The 16,438-nt window shown below is 66.0% G+C and carries 14 protein-coding genes and 1 pseudogene; 7 read left to right on the top strand and 8 right to left on the bottom strand.

Features of this window, described 5'->3' with window-relative positions; all coding sequences use genetic code 11:
- Positions 1–9: 9 nt before the first annotated feature.
- The 5 genes from GWK50_RS00120 to GWK50_RS00140 all read right to left on the bottom strand — a co-directional run bounded on the left by GWK50_RS00120 (position 10) and on the right by GWK50_RS00140 (position 6,396).
- On the bottom strand, positions 10–1,701 hold the full coding sequence (locus GWK50_RS00120; protein WP_162014719.1) for an FAD-dependent oxidoreductase: 1,692 nt from the start codon (positions 1,699–1,701) through the stop codon (positions 10–12).
- A gap of 186 nt (positions 1,702–1,887) precedes the next feature.
- Entirely contained in the window at positions 1,888–3,435 is a 1,548-nt protein-coding gene (locus tag GWK50_RS00125; RefSeq protein ID WP_162014720.1) for a polyamine aminopropyltransferase, read from the bottom strand.
- A gap of 59 nt (positions 3,436–3,494) precedes the next feature.
- Positions 3,495–3,716 carry a DUF350 domain-containing protein gene (locus GWK50_RS00130; RefSeq protein WP_162014721.1) on the bottom strand — a complete coding sequence of 74 codons (222 nt, stop codon included), beginning with the start codon at positions 3,714–3,716 and terminating at the stop codon, positions 3,495–3,497.
- Positions 3,717–3,737: 21 nt separating this feature from the next.
- Positions 3,738–5,231 (bottom strand): DUF4178 domain-containing protein, encoded by a 1,494-nt coding sequence (locus tag GWK50_RS00135; protein ID WP_162014722.1) that lies wholly within the window; start codon positions 5,229–5,231, stop codon positions 3,738–3,740.
- A 103-nt stretch (positions 5,232–5,334) separates the two neighbouring features.
- Entirely contained in the window at positions 5,335–6,396 is a 1,062-nt protein-coding gene (locus GWK50_RS00140; RefSeq protein ID WP_162014723.1) for an SPFH domain-containing protein, read from the bottom strand.
- Positions 6,397–6,613: 217 nt separating this feature from the next.
- Here GWK50_RS00140 and GWK50_RS00145 point away from each other — a divergent pair, with 217 nt between their 5' ends.
- On the top strand, positions 6,614–6,877 hold the full coding sequence (locus GWK50_RS00145) for a DUF2061 domain-containing protein (protein WP_162014724.1): 264 nt from the start codon (positions 6,614–6,616) through the stop codon (positions 6,875–6,877).
- On the opposite strand, the gene GWK50_RS00150 is transcribed toward GWK50_RS00145, so the two are convergent.
- From GWK50_RS00150 to GWK50_RS00160, 3 genes are all read right to left on the bottom strand, one after another.
- Positions 6,861–7,163: a flagellar basal body protein gene (locus tag GWK50_RS00150; RefSeq protein ID WP_162014725.1), complete on the bottom strand. Its 303-nt coding sequence runs from the start codon at positions 7,161–7,163 to the stop codon at positions 6,861–6,863. The genes GWK50_RS00145 and GWK50_RS00150 overlap by 17 nt on opposite strands.
- Positions 7,164–7,224: 61 nt before the next feature.
- The gene (locus tag GWK50_RS00155) at positions 7,225–8,034 is read right to left on the bottom strand and encodes a hypothetical protein (protein ID WP_162014726.1); all 810 of its coding nucleotides are present in this window, start codon (positions 8,032–8,034) and stop codon (positions 7,225–7,227) included.
- 456 nt (positions 8,035–8,490) lie between these two features.
- Positions 8,491–9,429 carry a LysR family transcriptional regulator gene (locus tag GWK50_RS00160; protein ID WP_197904951.1) on the bottom strand — a complete coding sequence of 313 codons (939 nt, stop codon included), beginning with the start codon at positions 9,427–9,429 and terminating at the stop codon, positions 8,491–8,493.
- Positions 9,430–9,538: 109 nt separating this feature from the next.
- Between GWK50_RS00160 and GWK50_RS00165 the strand changes: the two are divergent.
- The 6 genes and pseudogenes from GWK50_RS00165 (at position 9,539) to GWK50_RS00190 (ending at position 16,350) form a co-directional block, all read left to right on the top strand.
- Positions 9,539–10,899, top strand: a pseudogene (locus tag GWK50_RS00165) (aspartate aminotransferase family protein).
- Positions 10,900–10,968: 69 nt separating this feature from the next.
- Positions 10,969–12,486 (top strand): CoA-acylating methylmalonate-semialdehyde dehydrogenase, encoded by a 1,518-nt coding sequence (locus GWK50_RS00170; RefSeq protein ID WP_162014727.1) that lies wholly within the window; start codon positions 10,969–10,971, stop codon positions 12,484–12,486.
- A gap of 242 nt (positions 12,487–12,728) precedes the next feature.
- Complete coding sequence (locus tag GWK50_RS00175; RefSeq protein ID WP_162014728.1) at positions 12,729–15,044, top strand: NADP-dependent malic enzyme; 2,316 nt, start codon at positions 12,729–12,731, stop codon at positions 15,042–15,044.
- A 155-nt stretch (positions 15,045–15,199) separates the two neighbouring features.
- Positions 15,200–15,607 carry a ribonuclease gene (locus GWK50_RS00180; protein ID WP_162014729.1) on the top strand — a complete coding sequence of 136 codons (408 nt, stop codon included), beginning with the start codon at positions 15,200–15,202 and terminating at the stop codon, positions 15,605–15,607.
- Positions 15,608–15,733: 126 nt separating this feature from the next.
- The gene (locus GWK50_RS00185; protein ID WP_162014730.1) at positions 15,734–16,159 is read left to right on the top strand and encodes a barstar family protein; all 426 of its coding nucleotides are present in this window, start codon (positions 15,734–15,736) and stop codon (positions 16,157–16,159) included.
- Positions 16,138–16,350, top strand: a complete 213-nt coding sequence (locus GWK50_RS00190; protein WP_162014695.1) for a hypothetical protein — start codon at positions 16,138–16,140, stop codon at positions 16,348–16,350. Before GWK50_RS00185 ends, GWK50_RS00190 begins: the two co-directional genes overlap by 22 nt.
- Positions 16,351–16,438: the final 88 nt, after the last annotated feature.

The raw sequence follows: 16,438 nt of genomic DNA on the forward strand, positions 1-16,438 counted from the left end.
CGCATTTTCTCAGCCCGCAGCCACCCCACCCGCCGCATGCCCGCGTGTGAAGGCTTCCTCGAACACCGAGTAGCCGGACCAGTCGCTGTGCGCAAACGCCAGCCGGTCTGTGGTGGGCGTGGGTAGCCAGGGCGTTTGCTCACCATTCGATAGCGCCTTGCGATGGGTGGATGGGCGCTGGAGGCCAATTTGGCTCATGAATTGCAGTGTTCCCGGCACCGGGATGGACATGGCGTGGCCATAGCGCGTGATCTCCACGCGCGTGGCGCGGCGTGCCAGGTCCGGGTGGGGCGCGCCCAGGGTGGCCAGTGCGGCGTCGGCCCAGTGCGTCCAGGGCTGGGTGGCCAGTTGTTCACGGGCCTGTGGCTGGTCGCCCAGCGCCTGGTAGTAGCTCAGCACGGTGGGTCCGGCCAGCAGGGCGCCGGTGTTCAGGCGTTGGTGGCCGGCATCCACATAGCCCAGGCCGCCGGGGTTGGCGTCCTGGTAGAGCACGTTGTCCCATGCGGGGGCGGCGCCGGGGCGGTCTTGCAGCGGCGCGTCGAGGTGTATGTTGGCCACCAGCCAGGGGGCCCATTGCAGGCGCTGGGCGGCGGCCTGCAGGAAGGCGGGTGCGGGCTGCACCACGCGTGCCGCCACGAACACGGGCAGCGCCACTACGCAGCGCGGCGCCTGCCAACGCTCGACCTGGCCGCTGGCGTGGTGCAGCGCGTCCACCTCCACACCGTGGCGTCCTTCGGCAATGCGCAGCACGCTGCAGCCGGTGCGCAACTGACCACCGGCGCGCAGCGGTGCGGCCAGGCGCTGGGTGAGCCAGCCGTTGCCCTCGGGCCAGGTGAGCACGGCTTCGCGCGCTTCGTCCACCGGCTCGCCAGGGGCATGGAACCCGTGGCGGCTGGCAAAGTAGTGGATGCCCGCCCAGGCCGACACGCGCGCCGTGCTGGCGCCGTAGTCGTCGCGGCAGCAGTAGTCCAGGTACCAGCGCAGGTGCGGGTCGTCGTAGCCGTGGGTGCCCAGCCAAGCTTCAAAAGTAATAGCATCCAGCGCTTGATGGATGGGCGCTAGAGGCCTTTTTTGCCCCAATGTCTTGAGCATGGGCATGGCAAAGCGGGCCGACTGCATGAGCGTCTGCACCTGCCGTGCAAAGCGCTGGTACTGCGCCAGCGTGCTGGGGGCCACGCCCTGTACGGGCAGCAGGCCTTCGTGCCATTGGCCCTGGAAGTACAGCCGCTCCTGCGGGCTGTGGCACAGGTGGCGCTCGTCGTACTGCCAGCGCCCGGCCACGCGCTGGCGCAGGCCCAGTTCTTCCAGTAGGTCCTGCACCTCGCGGGCGTCGTCGCCCGGTACGGGCAGGTAGTGCGCGCCCATGGGGCAGGGCACGCCGTTCACCGCACTGCCCCGGCTGTTGCCGCCGGCTTGGTCTTCCAGCTCCAGCAGCACAAAGTCGTTCACCCCTGCCAGGCGCAGCGCCCGCGCCGCGGCCAACCCTGCCACACCGCCCCCCGCAATCACCACCTGCGCACGCCGCACCAGCCCCGGCGCAGGCAGCGCGCCACGCGCCAGCAGGTCGCGCACCTGGTGCCCGCGCTCTAGGTCGATGCCCGCAAAGCCCCCTTGCAGCGCCCGCGGTGCCGGTTCACACCCCGCTGACAGCAGCGCGCCAGCGGCCGATGTGGCTGCGGTAAGGAACTGGCGGCGCTGCATGGCTTCAGCAGCCCAAGCCCAAGCCCAAGTGCCGGTGGCAGTGCCCCTGCTGCACAAAACCGGCGCGACCCAGCCCAGGGCTCCCGCGCAAGGGCCGCCCCGCCGCGCCGGGAGCGTCCCCCCTCCCGAATCGCGCAGCGATTCGAGAGAGGGGGGAAGGCGCGCAGCGCCACAGGGGGGTGTTCACTAGTGCTTTCCCCACTCGCGCTCAAAGGTATGCACCAGCGCCTGGTTGGACAGGCGGTTGACCTCGGTGGGCACGCGCGCCATGTCCAGCGGGAAGTCCAGCAGCAGCGGCAGCGTGCCCAGGGTCAGGAACTTCAGGCCGTCCGGCAGCGCCTCGGGCAGACGCCAGGGCCTGCGGCTGGCGATGATGAAGCCCCATTCGCCAAAGCTGGGCACATGCGCGTGGTAGGGCGTGGTGCGCAGCCCCACCGATTCGATGGTGTGCGCCACGGTCCAGAAGCTTGCGCGCGCCACCAGGGGCGAGGTGGTCTGCACCACGGCGTAGCCGCTGGCGGCCAGGCGCTGGTCCAACAGGGCGTAGAAGCTGTTGGTGTAGAGCTTGCCGATGGCAAAGTTGGTCGGGTCCGGAAAGTCCACCACGATCACATCGAACGTGTCCGTGCCCTGCTGCAGCCAGCCAAAGGCGTCGGCGTTGACGATGTGCACCCGCGCATCGCGCAGCGCATCGCCGTTGAGCCGGGCCAGCCGGGGGTTGTCGCGAAACTGTGCGGTCATGGCGGGGTCCAGCTCCACCAGCGTGACCGACTCGACCGTGGGGTACTTGAGCACTTCGCGCACCGCCATGCCGTCGCCGCCGCCCAGCACGGCCACCTTGCGCGGCCCGCCATGGGCGGCCATGGCGGGGTGCACCAGCGCCTCGTGGTAGCGGTACTCGTCGCGCTGGGCAAACTGCAGGTTGCCGTTGAGGTACAGCCGGTGCCCCGCCAGGCCCTGCGTCACCACAATGCGCTGGTAGGGCGAGGTGGTCGAGAACACGATGCGGTCCTGGTAGAACCGGTCCTCGGCCAGCGTGGTGATCTGGTCGGCGCCCACCATGCCTGCCGCGAGCAGCCCCACCACCAAGGCGCAAGCGGCAATGTGCTCGCCCAGGCGGTGCAGCTCTTGGCGGAAGAGCCACAGCGCCCACACAGCCACGGCGGCATTCATCAACCCGAACAGCAGGCCGGTGCGGATCAGCCCCAGTTGCGGCACCAGCAGCAACGGGAAAGCCAGCGACACTGCGAGTGCGCCCAGGTAGTCGAAGGTGAGCACCTTGGACACCAGGTCCTTGAGCACCACGTTGCGCTTGAGGATGCGCATGACCAGCGGGATCTCCAGCCCCACCAGCGTGCCCACCAGGAACACCATGCCGTACAGCAGCAGCCGGAACGACCCCGGCACATAAGCGTTGGCAAGAAACAGCGTGGCCGGCAGTGCACCGCCCACCAGCGCCACGAGCAGCTCGATGCGCAGGAAATGGGCAGGCAACTGCCGCTCGAAATAGCGCGACAGCCACGAACCCACGCCCATGGCAAACAGGTAGGTGCCGATGATGGTGGAGAACTGCAGCACCGAGTCGCCCAGCACATAGGAGGCCAGGGCGCCCGCCGCCAGTTCGTAGATCAGCCCGCAGGCCGCCACCACGAAGACGCTGGCCAGCAGCGCGATTTCGATGGGGCGGGGGCCGGTGGCAGTCTGTGGTGTTGAGGAGGGTGCGGAAGCGTTCAAGGAGCGCGCGGTTCAAGGCCGTGCTGCGCCGAGGTAGCGCGACACGGTAGGCAGGGCCGTCAGTGGATCGCCGCCGCCACGATGATGCTGATCCCCAGGCACATGGCGGCGACCACCATGGCCAGGGCCTTGTTCTGGTTCTCCACGATCTCGCGCCACAGGTCGTAGGGCGTGATCTTGTCCACCAGGATGAAGCACAGCCAGAAGATGACGACGCCGATCAGCGCGTAGAGCATGGACCCGAGAAAGGCTGCGGGCCGGAGCCATTCGATTCCCATCATGTGGTGTTTCTCCTCTTGAAGTTACTTGTGGCTGCCGCCGCTGGAGTAGCCGCCCCACGAGCCGCCGGAGCTGCGCGAGTAGCTGCTGCCTGATGAACCCGAGCAGTCGCTCAGGATGATGAGCACGATGAGTAGGATGACCGCGATCAGGATCACCGTGCCGCAGCCCGCGCCCTTGGCCGCCACAAAGGGGCCCACGTCGTCGCGCTGGAGCAGGTCTTTCTTGTTCTCCAGCCCGAAGGCCTTGGCCACGGTGTCTGCCGAGAGCTTGTCGCCGCTGGACCAGGTGACCTCGTTGGCGCCTTGCTCCATGGACAGCAGGCCCTTGCTGCTGGCGAAGTCGCGGTTGCTGGTTTTCTGCCCGCGCGTGACCTGCCAGTAGAACTCGCCCAGCACGTAGGTGGTTTCGGCCTCGTAGTTGTACTTCAGGTCGTACTTGGTGCCCATGTAGGTGGCACTGCGCCCGTTGCCCGACAGTTGCGGTGCGCCGGTGGTGGGGCGTACAAAGCTCCAGCCGTCTTCGGCGTCCACCAGGAAGGCGAAGCCGCGCTTCTGGTTGTAGAGCAGGTATTCGTTCCAGCCAAAGTGCTCGTCGTCGCCGGGCTCCACGCCCATGCGGTGCTGGAAACCCACCACCTGCCAGTGCACGCCCTTCAACTGGCCCTTGGTGCCCAGCGCGATGAGGGGCTGCACGGGCTCGTCCTGCTCGGCCGAGCGCAGTTCGCCGCCCACGCCGCTGTCCAGGCTGATGATGCTGGCGCAGGAGCCGCAGGTCAGGCTCTTGGTGCTGGCGAGCTGCACCTGCACGGGTGCGCCGCAGTGCGGGCAGTTGAACTGGCGGCCTTTTTCGTCCTTGGCCGATTCGTCCTTCAGGCCTTGCAGCTGGAGGTCTTCGAGCAGCACCGCGCGGCCGCGCTCCACCTGCGGCGGCTGGCGGCTGTAGTCGATGGAGAGCACCTCGCCGTCGCTGCTGCGCAGCTCGACCATGCCGAAGGGCTCGCCCAGCGGGGGCAGCTTGGGCAGTTCGCCCTGGGCCGAGATCAGGCTCGCCTGGCCGCTGAAGGCCACGCTGTAGGGCTTGCCGTTGATGGCGGTGGTGCTGCCCACGCGAAAGCGCGCGGCCTCGGGCAGCTCGCGTCCGGGATCGATGGGGCGGGTGAAGACATAGGCGCCGTTGTCCTCGCCCAGGCTGGCCATGGTGCCGTCTTCGAGGAAGGCGATCCATTCGGTCCAGGTACCCGCCTCGTTCTTGAACTGCAGGCGTCCGATCAGTGTGAAGGGCTGTTCCTTGCCGTCCAGCTGGACGCGCCCGCTGGCCATGAGCTGCAGCGGGCTGTGGTCGTCGAACAGCTCGGCCATCTTGCCGATGCGCGAGAGCACCTCGCCCTGGCGCACCACGGTGCTCTGGCAGTAGCCGCAAACGGCGTGGGTGGACTGCGCGCTGCGGAATTCAACCGGCGCGCCGCAGCCTGGGCAGGGCGCCCGGTAGCTGCGTTGGGTGGGGCTGGTGGCCATGCTGGGGGCTGCTGCTGGCGCCGCGCGCTGCGGTTTTATGAGGTTTTTGGCCTCTGGCGCTCATCCCTCCTGCGCCAACAGCTATTGTTTTTATAGCGTTTGCCTACACCAGCTTTTTGAGCAGTTCGGCCTTCTTGGCGTCGAACTCTTCCTGCGTGAGGATGCCCTTGGACTTGAGATCGCCCAGCTTCTCCAGCGTGGCCATCACGTCCTCGGGCTTGACGCCCAAGGCGGCTGCGGCGGCCGCCGGGGCTGCCGCAGCGGCTTGTGCGGCCTGGGCTGCGCCGCCCTGCAGGCCGGCCTGCAGGTTCTGCGCCAGCACCTGGCCCAGGGCCACACCGGCGCCCAGGCCCATGGCATCGCCCGCGATGCCGCTGCCGCCGCCACTGGCTTCGGCAAATTTGGGGATGGCCTGCGCGGTCTGGTACTGCATGAACTTGGCCATGTCGTTGCCGACCATGCCCATGCCGATCTTCTGGTCGAGGATCTTCTGCAGCTCCTCGGGCAGCGAGACGTTCTGCACCGTCAGGCTCTCGATGACGAGACCGATCTTGGCAAAGTGGGGCGCCAGCTCCTTGGCCAGTGCGTCGGCAAACATCACCTGGTTGGCCGCAAGGTCCAGGAAAGGCAGGCCGCTGCCGGCGATGGCGTTGCTGATGTTCTGCAGCACCATGCCGCGCAACTGGCCTTCCAGGTCGCCCACGGGGTAGATGTCGCGCGTGCCGGAGATCTCGGTGTGGAACAGCTTGGGGTCGGCAATGCGGTAGGCGTAGTTGCCGAACGCACGCAGGCGCACCGCGCCGAAGTCCTTGTCGCGGATCGTGATGGGCTGGGGCGTGCCCCACTTCTGGTCGATCTGCTGGCGCGTGCTGAAGAAGTACACGTCGCTCTTGAAGGGCGACTGGAACAGCTTGTCCCAGTTCTTCAGGTACGTGAGCACCGGCAGGGTCTGCGTGGTCAGCTTGTAGGTGCCGGGGCCGAACACGTCGGCCACCTGGCCTTCGTTGACGAACACCGCCATCTGCGACTCGCGCACCACCAACGTGCCGCCGTTCTGGATTTCCATGCCCTCCATCGGGAAGCGCCAGGCCAGCGTGCCGTCGCCGTCCTCGGTCCACTGGAGGATGTCAATGAACTGTTTCTTGATGAAGTCCATGAGGGCCATGTGTGCTCCCGTTCGCAAAGAAAGAGGGTGTAGAGGGACTGGCCATCATAGCAACCGCCCGCGGCATTGGAACAGCGGGCTTGCGCGATCTTTCGTGACGGATTGCACAGCATCCAGGGTATCGCCGCCATAGGCAGATTCGATAGCGCATGCAGATGATAATCGTTATCATTGAGTCATGCCGCTACGGCAGAACCCAACGCCACAGGAGGCCGCCATGACCCGCATCCGCCGCGCAGCCCGCGAAAACAAGACCATGCTGATGAAGACCGGCAGCTACTACGTCGTGCACGTTTGCGTGGCTGCGATGGTGGCCTACGCCGTGACGGGCAACCTGTGGGCAGCGCTCACGCTCAGCCTGCTGGAGCCCACGGTACAGGCCGTGGCCTTCTTCTTTCACGAAAAAGCCTGGGACCGCGCCGGGCGCAAGGCCCAGGCCGAAGCCTTGGCGGCGCAGGCCGCGCTCACGCCTTCACATTGAGCAAGCTGCCGAGCGTGCGTTCCTGGGTGCGCAGCACCTGCACGCTGGCCTTGAAGGCATAGGTGGCGGACATCTGATCCACCACCTCCTGCTCCAGTGCCACCCCCGTGCCGGGCGCGCGCTGCACGCTGGCGTCCACGCCGCCCTGCTCCGCCCGCGCCGCCTGGCTGACCACGCTGCGCCGGAAATTGGGCGTGTTCATGTTCGCCACGTTGTGCGCAGAGGCGTCCAGCCGCATTTGGGCGGCCGACAGACCTGAGGATGCGATGGAGAGCAAGGAGGACATGGTGTCAGCTTATCGGCATACCGGTGGAAAAATCAAGCGGATATTCGATGTTCAGCCTGGATCATCGGATTTCTGCCAGCCGCAGGCGATTGCCCGCCTTCCAGGCAATCCAGGCGCCTTGTTCCGTTGCTGCCGTGGTAGCCGGGCCTTGGTCAAGCTCCAGCCCAGCGGGGCTGACCGAAAGCCAGTGGCTTGCGCCGCTGCGCGAGAACAGCACACCCAAGCGCCGAGATGCCGTGCGGTCGTTGGCCTCCTGCTTGCTTGGCCAGTCGCCCCAAGATGCCAAGACGATGGAACCTGCGCAAGCCACAGAGACAAACTTGCCACTCTCGTCCAAGGGTTGGATTCCCGGTGAGGTGATTTGCGTGTCCACCTCGGTCCAGCCGGTGCCATCCTGGTTGTACGACAGGTGTGCATCGTTGGTGGTGCTGTGGTGGCCCAGCCAGCGCGTGCCCCCGCTGCGGCAAAAGCTGGGATCGAAAGCGTTGGACATCGCAGACCCTGCACCTTCCAACGTGCCTGCCGGGGTCACCTGGGCTGACCAGAGCGCGACCGCCATGCCTTGTGCGCCAGCACGATGGTCACGCCAGACAATTTCTGCGCCTGTGCTGGCGCTGCAGTGCAGACTGGCGCCCGAACTGCGGATGTCGCTGCGTATCACCGGGGGCAACCATTGCGTGCCATCAAACAGCACCAGCACCAATGGACCATCGCTTTCAGAGGGCTGCGCTGACCAGGCGACCACGCGCCGCAACTGCCCCTGGACGCTGTACACGCAGGCTGTGGGCAGGGGAGGCCCCGCAGGCCGGTCGCCCAGACGCACGGGGTCGCCCCATTGCTGCCCGCCATCCGTACTCACGCGGGCGCGCATGGCGTTGCCTGCCAGATCTGCGTAAACGACCAGTAGCTGCTGCCCTTCGCCTGCAAGGGTGGCACCGCCGGCGCCTGTGGCCAGCGGAGTTTTTTGGGTTCCAGAACTGCTCCATCGCGTAGCGAAAAGTGTGCCGTCTTCCGCGTGCAAGGTGACGGGCACATCCGCAATGGTCAAGCCACGGCCATTGGTCAGCGGAACCGAGATGCTTTGGGCAGTAGTGATCAGCTCACGCATGCTGACCTGGGGCGGATCAAAGGGTGCGGGGCCTGAAGGCGTTGTTGGCCCTCCTGGTCCTGTAGGGCTAGGTGGCTCAGGCGCCGGGGCAGACCCCCCACCACACGCATGCAACAGCAGACTCAGCGCCAAAACGAAAACACGCAGCATGGCAACCTCCGCAGTGGAGGCCAGTGTAGAGCCGCCTCTGCTGGTCGTGCAATAGCCTCTGCGCCGATTTCAGGAGTGTGCCGCCAGCAAACACTGCGCAAAGGCCTGCGCCGCGCGCGGCGGCTGGGGTGAGCGGCGCAGCACGCTGACGAACTGGCAGCGGTAGAAGAACTGCGCCGGCTGCACGGCCTGCATCAGGCCCTGGCGCTCGAAGGCCTCGGCGTAGTGGTCGGGCAGGAAGCCCAGGTAGCGCCCCGAGAGGATCAGCGTGGCGATCGACTCCTGGTCGAAACCCGTGGCCTTGCGCGGCAGGCGCGCGCCGTGGCTCAACTCCATGTTGGGCGAGTGGTAGCCCAGGCCCGCGAACTGCCAGGCGCGCAGGCTGTCCCAGTCCAGGCCGGCGTGGTCCTGGCCGAACAGTGGATGGCGTGCGCCGCAGTAGAGCAGCATGGTTTCGGTGAACAGGTTGGCGTACACCAGGCTCTGCGAGCTGCGGTGCGCCGGGATGATGCCGAGGTGGAAGCTCCCGTCGATCAGCCCGCGCTCGATGGCGGGGATGGCGGCCACATGCATCTGCAGGCTCACGTCGGGGGCCTTTTCGGAAAACAGCGCGATGGCCTCGCCGATGTGCGCCGCCGGGTTGCTGGCCGTCTTGTCGAACACGGCCACCTCCAGCCGCCCACCCATGCGGCGGTGGATGTCGTCGATGCTGCTGCGGAACGCATCGACCGCGCTGAGCAGGCGCAGGGTTTCGTCGTACACGCGCTGGCCCTCGGGCGTGAGGGCAAAGCCCGCACGGCCGCGCCGGCACAGCGTCAGCCCCAGGCGCGTCTCCAGGTCTTTCATGTGGCGGCTCACGGTGCTGGTGCCGATGTTCAGCTCCAGCTCGGCGGCCGACAGGCCGCCGCACTCGGCCACGCTCTTGAACACCTGCAGCAGGCGCAGGTCCATGTCGCTGAGCTGGCCGAGCACGGCGCGCTCGCGGGTGGGGGGTGGTTTTACTTGCATAAATCGTCAAGTAAACATTGATATTTGAGTATTTGAGAGATTAACACTTGTCGGAACAATGGCGGATTGCAAGCCATCCGGCTGCCGCACCCGAACCAGGAGACCCCCCATGAGCTTCGTCCACATCGAACAACCCGCCACCGACGCGCCGCGCCTCGATGCCGCCTGGCTCGACGCCCACTGGATGCCCTTCACCGGCAACCGCAATTTCAAGGCGAATCCGCGCATGGTGGTGGGCGCCAGCGGCGCCTACTACACCGACAGCGAAGGCCGCAAGATCTTCGACGGCCTTTCGGGCCTGTGGTGTTCGGGTCTGGGCCATGGCCGCCGCGAGATCGCCGAGGCCGTGGGCCAGGCCGCGGCGCGGCTGGACTACGCGCCGGCTTTCCAGTTCGGCCACCCGGCCTCGTTCGAGCTGGCCAACCGGATCAAGGACCTCACGCCCGCCGGGCTGGACTACGTGTTCTTCACCGGTTCGGGTTCCGAGTCGGCCGACACCTCGCTCAAGATGGCCCGCGCCTACTGGCGCGCCAAGGGCCAGGGCACCAAGACGCGCCTGATCGGCCGCGAAAAGGGTTACCACGGCGTGAACTACGGCGGCATCTCGGTGGGTGGCATCGTGGGCAACCGCAAGCTGTTCGGCCAGGGCGTGGAGGCGGACCACATTCCCCACACCCAGCCGCCGGCAGGCACCTTCCAGAAGGGCATGGCCGAGGACGGCGGCCGCGCGCTGGCCGACAAACTGCTGGACGTGATCGCGCTGCACGACGCGAGCAACATCGCTGCGGTGATCGTCGAGCCCTTCTCGGGCTCGGCCGGCGTGGTGATCCCGCCGGTCGGTTACCTTGCGCGCATCCGCGAGATCTGCACGCAGAACAACATCCTGCTGATTTTTGACGAGGTCATCACCGGCTTTGGCCGCTGCGGCACCTGGACCGGGGCCGAGGCCTTTGGCGTGACGCCCGACATCCTGAACTTCGCCAAGCAGGTCACCAATGGCGCCCAGCCGCTGGGCGGCGTGGTGGCCAGCAAGGAGATCTACGACACCTTCATGGCCGCAGGGGCGGCCCCGAGTACATGCTGGAGTTCCCGCACGGCTACACCTACTCGGCCCACCCCGTGGCCTGCGCGGCGGGCAACGCGGTGCTCGACATCCTGCAGAAGGAAGACATGCCGGGCCGCGTGAAGGCGCTGGCGCCCTATTTCGAGAATGCCGTGCACGGCCTGAAAGGGGCCAAGCATGTGGCCGACATCCGCAACTATGGCCTGGCCGCCGGCATCACCATCAGCGCCGTGCCCGGTGAGCCCGCCCGCCGGCCCTACGAGATCGCCATGAAGTGCTGGGACAAGGGCTTCTACGTGCGCTACGGTGGCGACACCATCCAGCTCGCGCCGCCCTTCATCAGCACCCAGGCCGAGATCGACCGCCTGGTCAGCGCGCTGGGCGATGCCCTGCACGAAACCGCCTGAACTCCTGTTTTGATAGCTGCTGGCGCCTGATAAATAAGCGCTAGAGGCACTTTTTGCTTGAAAATCATCATGAACCACGACAAGAACGTCACCACCACCATCGGCCACCTGATCGACGGCCAGATCGTTGCCGACACCGAGCGCACGCAGCCCGTCTTCAACCCCGCCACCGGCCAGTCGGCCACCAGCGTGGCGCTGGCGAGCCAGGCCACCGTCGAGGCGGCCATCGCCTCCGCCGAGGCCGCCTTTCCCGCCTGGCGCAACACGCCGCCGCTCAAGCGCGCGCGGGTGATGAGCAAGCTGAAGGTGTTGCTCGAAGAAAACGCCGACAAGATCGCCGCCATGATCACCGCCGAACATGGCAAGGTGCTGGCCGACGCGCACGGCGAGCTGCAGCGCGGCATCGAGAACGTGGAATACGCGAGCTACGCCCCCGAGCTGCTCAAGGGCGAGCACAGCCGCAATGTGGGACCCAGCATCGATTCGTGGAGCGAATTCCAGGCGCTGGGCGTCACGGCGGGCATCACGCCCTTCAACTTTCCGGCCATGGTGCCGCTGTGGATGTGGCCCATGGCCGTGGCCTGCGGCAACACCTTCGTGCTCAAGCCCTCCGAGCGCGATCCGACCAGCGCCCTGTTCATTGCTCAGCTGGCGTTGGAAGCGGGCCTGCCGCCCGGCGTGCTGAACGTGGTCAACGGCGACAAGCTGGCCGTGGACACGCTGCTGCAGGACCCGCGCGTGAAGGCGGTGAGTTTCGTCGGGTCCACGCCCATCGCTGAATACATCTACGCCGAAGGCTGCAAGCACGGCAAGCGCGTGCAGGCCCTGGGCGGCGCCAAGAACCACGCCGTGCTCATGCCCGACGCCGACGTCGGCAACGCCGTCAGCGCGCTCATGGGCGCGGCCTATGGGTCGTGCGGCGAGCGCTGCATGGCCATCCCGCTGCTCGTGGCCGTGGGCGACGAGGTGGGCGATGCCGTGGTGGCGGGCCTGAAGGCCGAGATCGCCAAGATGAAGGTCGGCCCGGGCACCGACAACGGCAACGACATGGGCCCGCTGGTGACGAAGCAGCACTTCGAGAAGGTGAAGGCCTATGTGGACAGCGGCGTGGCCGAGGGCGCCACGCTGGTGGTCGATGGCCGGGGCGTGCAGGTGGCCGGCCATGAGGAAGGCTACTTCCTGGGCGCCTGCCTGTTCGACCACGTCAAGCCCGGCATGAAGATTTACCAGGAAGAAATCTTCGGCCCCGTGCTCGGCGTGGTGCGCGTGAAGACGCTGCAGGAAGCCATGCAGCTCATCAACGACCATGAATACGGCAACGGCACCTGCATCTTCACGCGCGACGGCGAGGCCGCGCGCTACTTCACCGACCACATCCAGGTCGGCATGGTGGGCGTGAACGTGCCCCTGCCCGTGCCGGTGGCCTACCACTCGTTCGGCGGCTGGAAGCGCAGCTTGTTCGGCGACCTGCACGCCTATGGGCCGGATGCCGTGCGCTTCTACACCAAGCGCAAGACCATCACCCAGCGCTGGCCTTCGGCCGGCGTGCGAGAAGGGGTGGTGTTCAGCTTCCCGAGCAGCCGCTGACGGTGCGGCCCCGTGCGGGCCGCTTCCAGGCCCCTTGCCCTGCAGTCTTTCGGTCTGCAGGGCATTTTGTTATGTGAAATCGATTTTCACGAAAATGCGTCACAATGGCGACGCCCGGGTCCGCAAAGCTGCTTACCAGGGTATTTACTGAACGCCACCTACAATCAGACCCCCCCGGACCCTGGGGTCCGGCCGCGCAAAGCCCGCCGCAGGGCGCGCGGTTCCGCCAACTGGAGACTTCCATGCCCGAGAACGCACCGGCCCCGATCCCCCACCTCGACAAGCGCGCGCTGCTGCGCAAGGCCGCCCTCGAGTACCACGAGTTTCCGAAGCCCGGCAAAGTGGCCATCGCCGCCACCAAGCAGCTTGTGAACCAGCACGACCTGGCGCTGGCCTACTCTCCCGGCGTCGCCGCGCCCTGCGAGGAAATCGTGAAGGACCCGGCCGCCGCGTTCCGCTACACCAGCCGGGGCAACTTGGTCGGCGTAGTCACCAACGGTACGGCCGTGCTGGGCCTGGGCGACATCGGGCCGCTGGCGGGCAAGCCGGTGATGGAAGGCAAGGGCGTGCTGTTCAAGAAGTTCTCGGGCATTGATGTGTTCGACATCGAGATCAACGAGAAGGACCCGGACAAGCTGGTCGAGATCATTGCGGCGCTCGAACCCACCTTCGGCGGCATCAACCTCGAAGACATCAAGGCGCCCGATTGCTTCTACGTTGAGCGCAAGCTGCGCGAGCGCATGAAGATCCCGGTCTTCCACGACGACCAGCACGGAACGGCCATCGTGGTCGGCGCCGCCATCCTGAACGGACTGAAGGTGGCGGGCAAGGACCCGTCGAAGGTGAAGCTGGTCGCTTCGGGCGCGGGCGCGGCGGCACTGGCCTGCCTGGGTCTGCTGGTCAAGCTGGGCATCCAGCGCGAGAACATCTGGGTGACCGATCTGGCCGGCGTGGTCTACGAGGGTCGCACCGAGCTGATGGACGAGGACAAGCAGTTCTTCGCGCAGAAGACCGACCAGCGCACGCTCAGTGAAGTGATCGCGGGCGCCGACGTGTTCCTCGGCCTGTCGGCTGGTGGCGTGCTCAAGAAGGACATGGTGGCCAAGATGGCCGAGCGTCCGCTGATCTTCGCGCTGGCCAATCCGAACCCCGAGATCCAGCCCGAGGATGTGCAGGCCGTGCGCGACGACGCCATCATGGCCACGGGCCGTTCAGACTACCCGAACCAGGTCAACAATGTCCTGTGCTTCCCCTACATCTTCCGTGGTGCCCTCGATTGCGGAGCGACGACCATCACGCTGGAAATGGAAATCGCCGCGGTGCATGCCATCGCCGACCTGGCCCAGGCCGAACAGAGTGAGGTGGTGGCAGCGGCCTATGTGGGTGAGAAACTGGCCTTTGGCCCCGAATACCTGATCCCCAAGCCGTTCGACCCGCGCCTGATGATGAAGATCGCGCCGGCCGTGGCGCAGGCGGCTGCCGACAGTGGCGTGGCGCAGCGTCCCATCGCCGACATGGATGCCTACCGCGAGCAGTTGCAGACCTTCGTCTATGCCTCGGGCACGATGATGAAGCCCATCTTCCTGGCCGCCAAAACCGCCGCGAAGAAGCGCGTGGCCTATGCCGAGGGCGAGGAAGAGCGCGTGCTGCGCGCCGCGCAGATCGTGGTGGACGAGCGTGTCGCCCGTCCTACGCTGATCGGACGCCCGTCCGTGATCGCCCAGCGCATCGAGAAGTTCGGCCTGCGCCTGCAGGAAGGGCGCGACTACGATGTGGTGAACGTCGAACAGGACCACCGCTACCGCGATTTCTGGCAGACCTACCACCAGATGACGGCGCGCAAGGGCATCACCGCGCCGATCGCCAAGATCGAGATGCGTCGGCGTCTGACGCTGATCGGCGCCATGATGCTGCACAAAGGCGAGGTCGATGGGCTGATCGTGGGCACCTGGGGGCACACATCGCACCACCTCAATTACATCGATCAGGTCATCGGCCGCCGCGCAGGCGTGGCGACCTACGCCTGCATGAATGGTCTGATGTTGCCCGACCGCCAGGTGTTCCTGGTGGACACGCACGTCAACTACGACCCGACCGCCGAGCAGCTCGCCGAGATCACCATGATGGCGGCCGAGGAAATGCTGCGCTTTGGCATCAAACCCAAGGCCGCGCTGCTGTCGCACTCCAACTTTGGCTCCAGCGACCAGCCCAGCGCCGTGAAGATGCGCCAGACGCTGGAACTGCTGCGCGTGCAGGCGCCCTGGCTGGAGGTGGATGGCGAGATGCACGGCGACGTGGCGCTCAACGGCGCTTCGCGCGCGGCGCTTATGCCGCACAGCAGCCTCATTGGTGATGCCAACCTGCTGGTGATGCCGAACATTGATGCGGCCAACATCTCCTACAACCTGCTCAAGACGGCAGCAGGCGGCAACATCGCCATCGGCCCGGTGCTGCTGGGTGCGGCGCAGCCGGTGCATATTCTGACAGCCAGCGCCACCGTGCGCCGCATCGTCAACATGACGGCGCTGACCGTGGCAGACGCAAACGCCCAAAGATAAGCACAAAGAGAAAAGCAAGCGCTAACTTTCAGGGGCTGTCAAGCCCCGTATTCCTGCCTAAAGATTGGGCAAATGCTTGCTTTTTTCGGGGGGTTCAGTCACACTTACGGCTCGAAATTTCGGGTTAACCCGTAGTTTCTGAAAGGTGTCGATTGATGCTGAAGGCTTGGTCCAGCGGGGCGCACAAGGCTGTCGCTGCATTGATGTTGGGTGTTGTCTGTGCGTTGCTGCCCCAGCCGGGCATGGCGCGCAACCAGCCGTCCACCGGCGGCCTGGACACCATCCGTATTGAACAGTTGCCGCTCCAGGGGCGCCAGACCTATGCGCTGATCCGCCAGGGTGGCCCCTTCCCTTACGACAAGGATGGCACCGTCTTTGGCAATCGCGAAAGGCTGCTGCCTCAGCACAAGCGCGGCTACTACCGCGAGTACACCGTCAGAACGCCAGGTGCGCGCAACCGGGGTGCCCGGCGCATTGTGTGTGGAGGCCTGCAGCCCCGGACGCCGGATGCCTGCTACTACACCAGCGACCACTACGCCAGTTTTCGCGAAATTGTCGAATGAACCCCTGCACCCAGCGAGCCTGCCTGCTCTGTGCTTGGGGATCCATGACCGAGCCACAGCCTCCCGGGGACTTGCATTGATTGCCCCGGGTGTTATTTTTTGGACTTGAAAGAAAGAGAAGCGGAGATGGATACACCACTTCGTAAAGACCAGGAAAATCCTCTGCGCGGTGTTCGCCCCAACATCGTGCAGTCGATCCGCGCCTTCCGGGTGCACGATCTGCAGGACGCAGCCGCACGGCTGGGTCAGCATTTCCTGTACGCCAATCTGGCGCACGCACAGTCCAAGCAGGATGTGCTGGACCTGATCGCGCAGCAGTTCACCTTCCCCGCGCATTTCGGGAAGAATTTCGATGCGCTGTCCGACTGCCTGACCGATCCGCTGCACAAGTCCGGCCCGCAGCCTGGCTTCATCGTGGTGCTGGAGCAGATCCCTGCCACCGCCAAGTTCGACAAGGAAGCCCGCGAGCAGCTTCTGGACGTGTTCCGCGACGCAGCCGACTACTGGGCCGATCGCAAGATACCGTTCCGGTGTTTCTATTCTTTTCTGTAGCCCGTTCTGCAACCACCGGCCAAGCAGAACGGGCCAGCGAGGCCCAGGCGAACCCCGCCGCCGTACAGGGAATCGACATCGGCGGCGATTGCGCCGAGAAAATGCCCACCGACAAGCTGGTGGACATCTCTCCTCTGGCACTGCGCATGAGCAGTCCATTCAACTCGGGATACTGGCTCACCGCTGCCTGAGTGCGTTGGCGCCGACCCTTCGCAGCCCGTCCTCGTGACGGGCTGTGTCGTTCATGGAGCCGCATCAAGGTAGCGCACCTGCAGCCGC

This window comes from Acidovorax sp. 210-6, from assembly GCF_010020825.1.
In the GTDB taxonomy this organism is placed as follows: Bacteria; Pseudomonadota; Gammaproteobacteria; order Burkholderiales; family Burkholderiaceae_C; genus Simplicispira; species Simplicispira sedimenti.

Bases quoted from the DNA above. Each gene is read 5' to 3' on its own strand.
- GWK50_RS00120 (WP_162014719.1), bottom strand. From the start codon at position 1,701: ATGCAGCGCCGCCAGTTCCTTACCGCAGCCACATCGGCCGCTGGCGCG.
- GWK50_RS00130 (WP_162014721.1), bottom strand. From the start codon at position 3,716: ATGATGGGAATCGAATGGCTCCGGCCCGCAGCCTTTCTCGGGTCCATG.
- GWK50_RS00135 (WP_162014722.1), bottom strand. From the start codon at position 5,231: ATGGCCACCAGCCCCACCCAACGCAGCTACCGGGCGCCCTGCCCAGGC.
- GWK50_RS00140 (WP_162014723.1), bottom strand. From the start codon at position 6,396: ATGGCCCTCATGGACTTCATCAAGAAACAGTTCATTGACATCCTCCAG.
- GWK50_RS00145 (WP_162014724.1), top strand. From the start codon at position 6,614: ATGACCCGCATCCGCCGCGCAGCCCGCGAAAACAAGACCATGCTGATG.
- GWK50_RS00150 (WP_162014725.1), bottom strand. From the start codon at position 7,163: ATGTCCTCCTTGCTCTCCATCGCATCCTCAGGTCTGTCGGCCGCCCAA.
- GWK50_RS00155 (WP_162014726.1), bottom strand. From the start codon at position 8,034: ATGCGCGCCCGCGTGAGTACGGATGGCGGGCAGCAATGGGGCGACCCC.
- GWK50_RS00160 (WP_197904951.1), bottom strand. From the start codon at position 9,429: ATGCAAGTAAAACCACCCCCCACCCGCGAGCGCGCCGTGCTCGGCCAG.
- GWK50_RS00170 (WP_162014727.1), top strand. From the start codon at position 10,969: ATGAACCACGACAAGAACGTCACCACCACCATCGGCCACCTGATCGAC.
- GWK50_RS00175 (WP_162014728.1), top strand. From the start codon at position 12,729: ATGCCCGAGAACGCACCGGCCCCGATCCCCCACCTCGACAAGCGCGCG.
- GWK50_RS00180 (WP_162014729.1), top strand. From the start codon at position 15,200: ATGCTGAAGGCTTGGTCCAGCGGGGCGCACAAGGCTGTCGCTGCATTG.
- GWK50_RS00185 (WP_162014730.1), top strand. From the start codon at position 15,734: ATGGATACACCACTTCGTAAAGACCAGGAAAATCCTCTGCGCGGTGTT.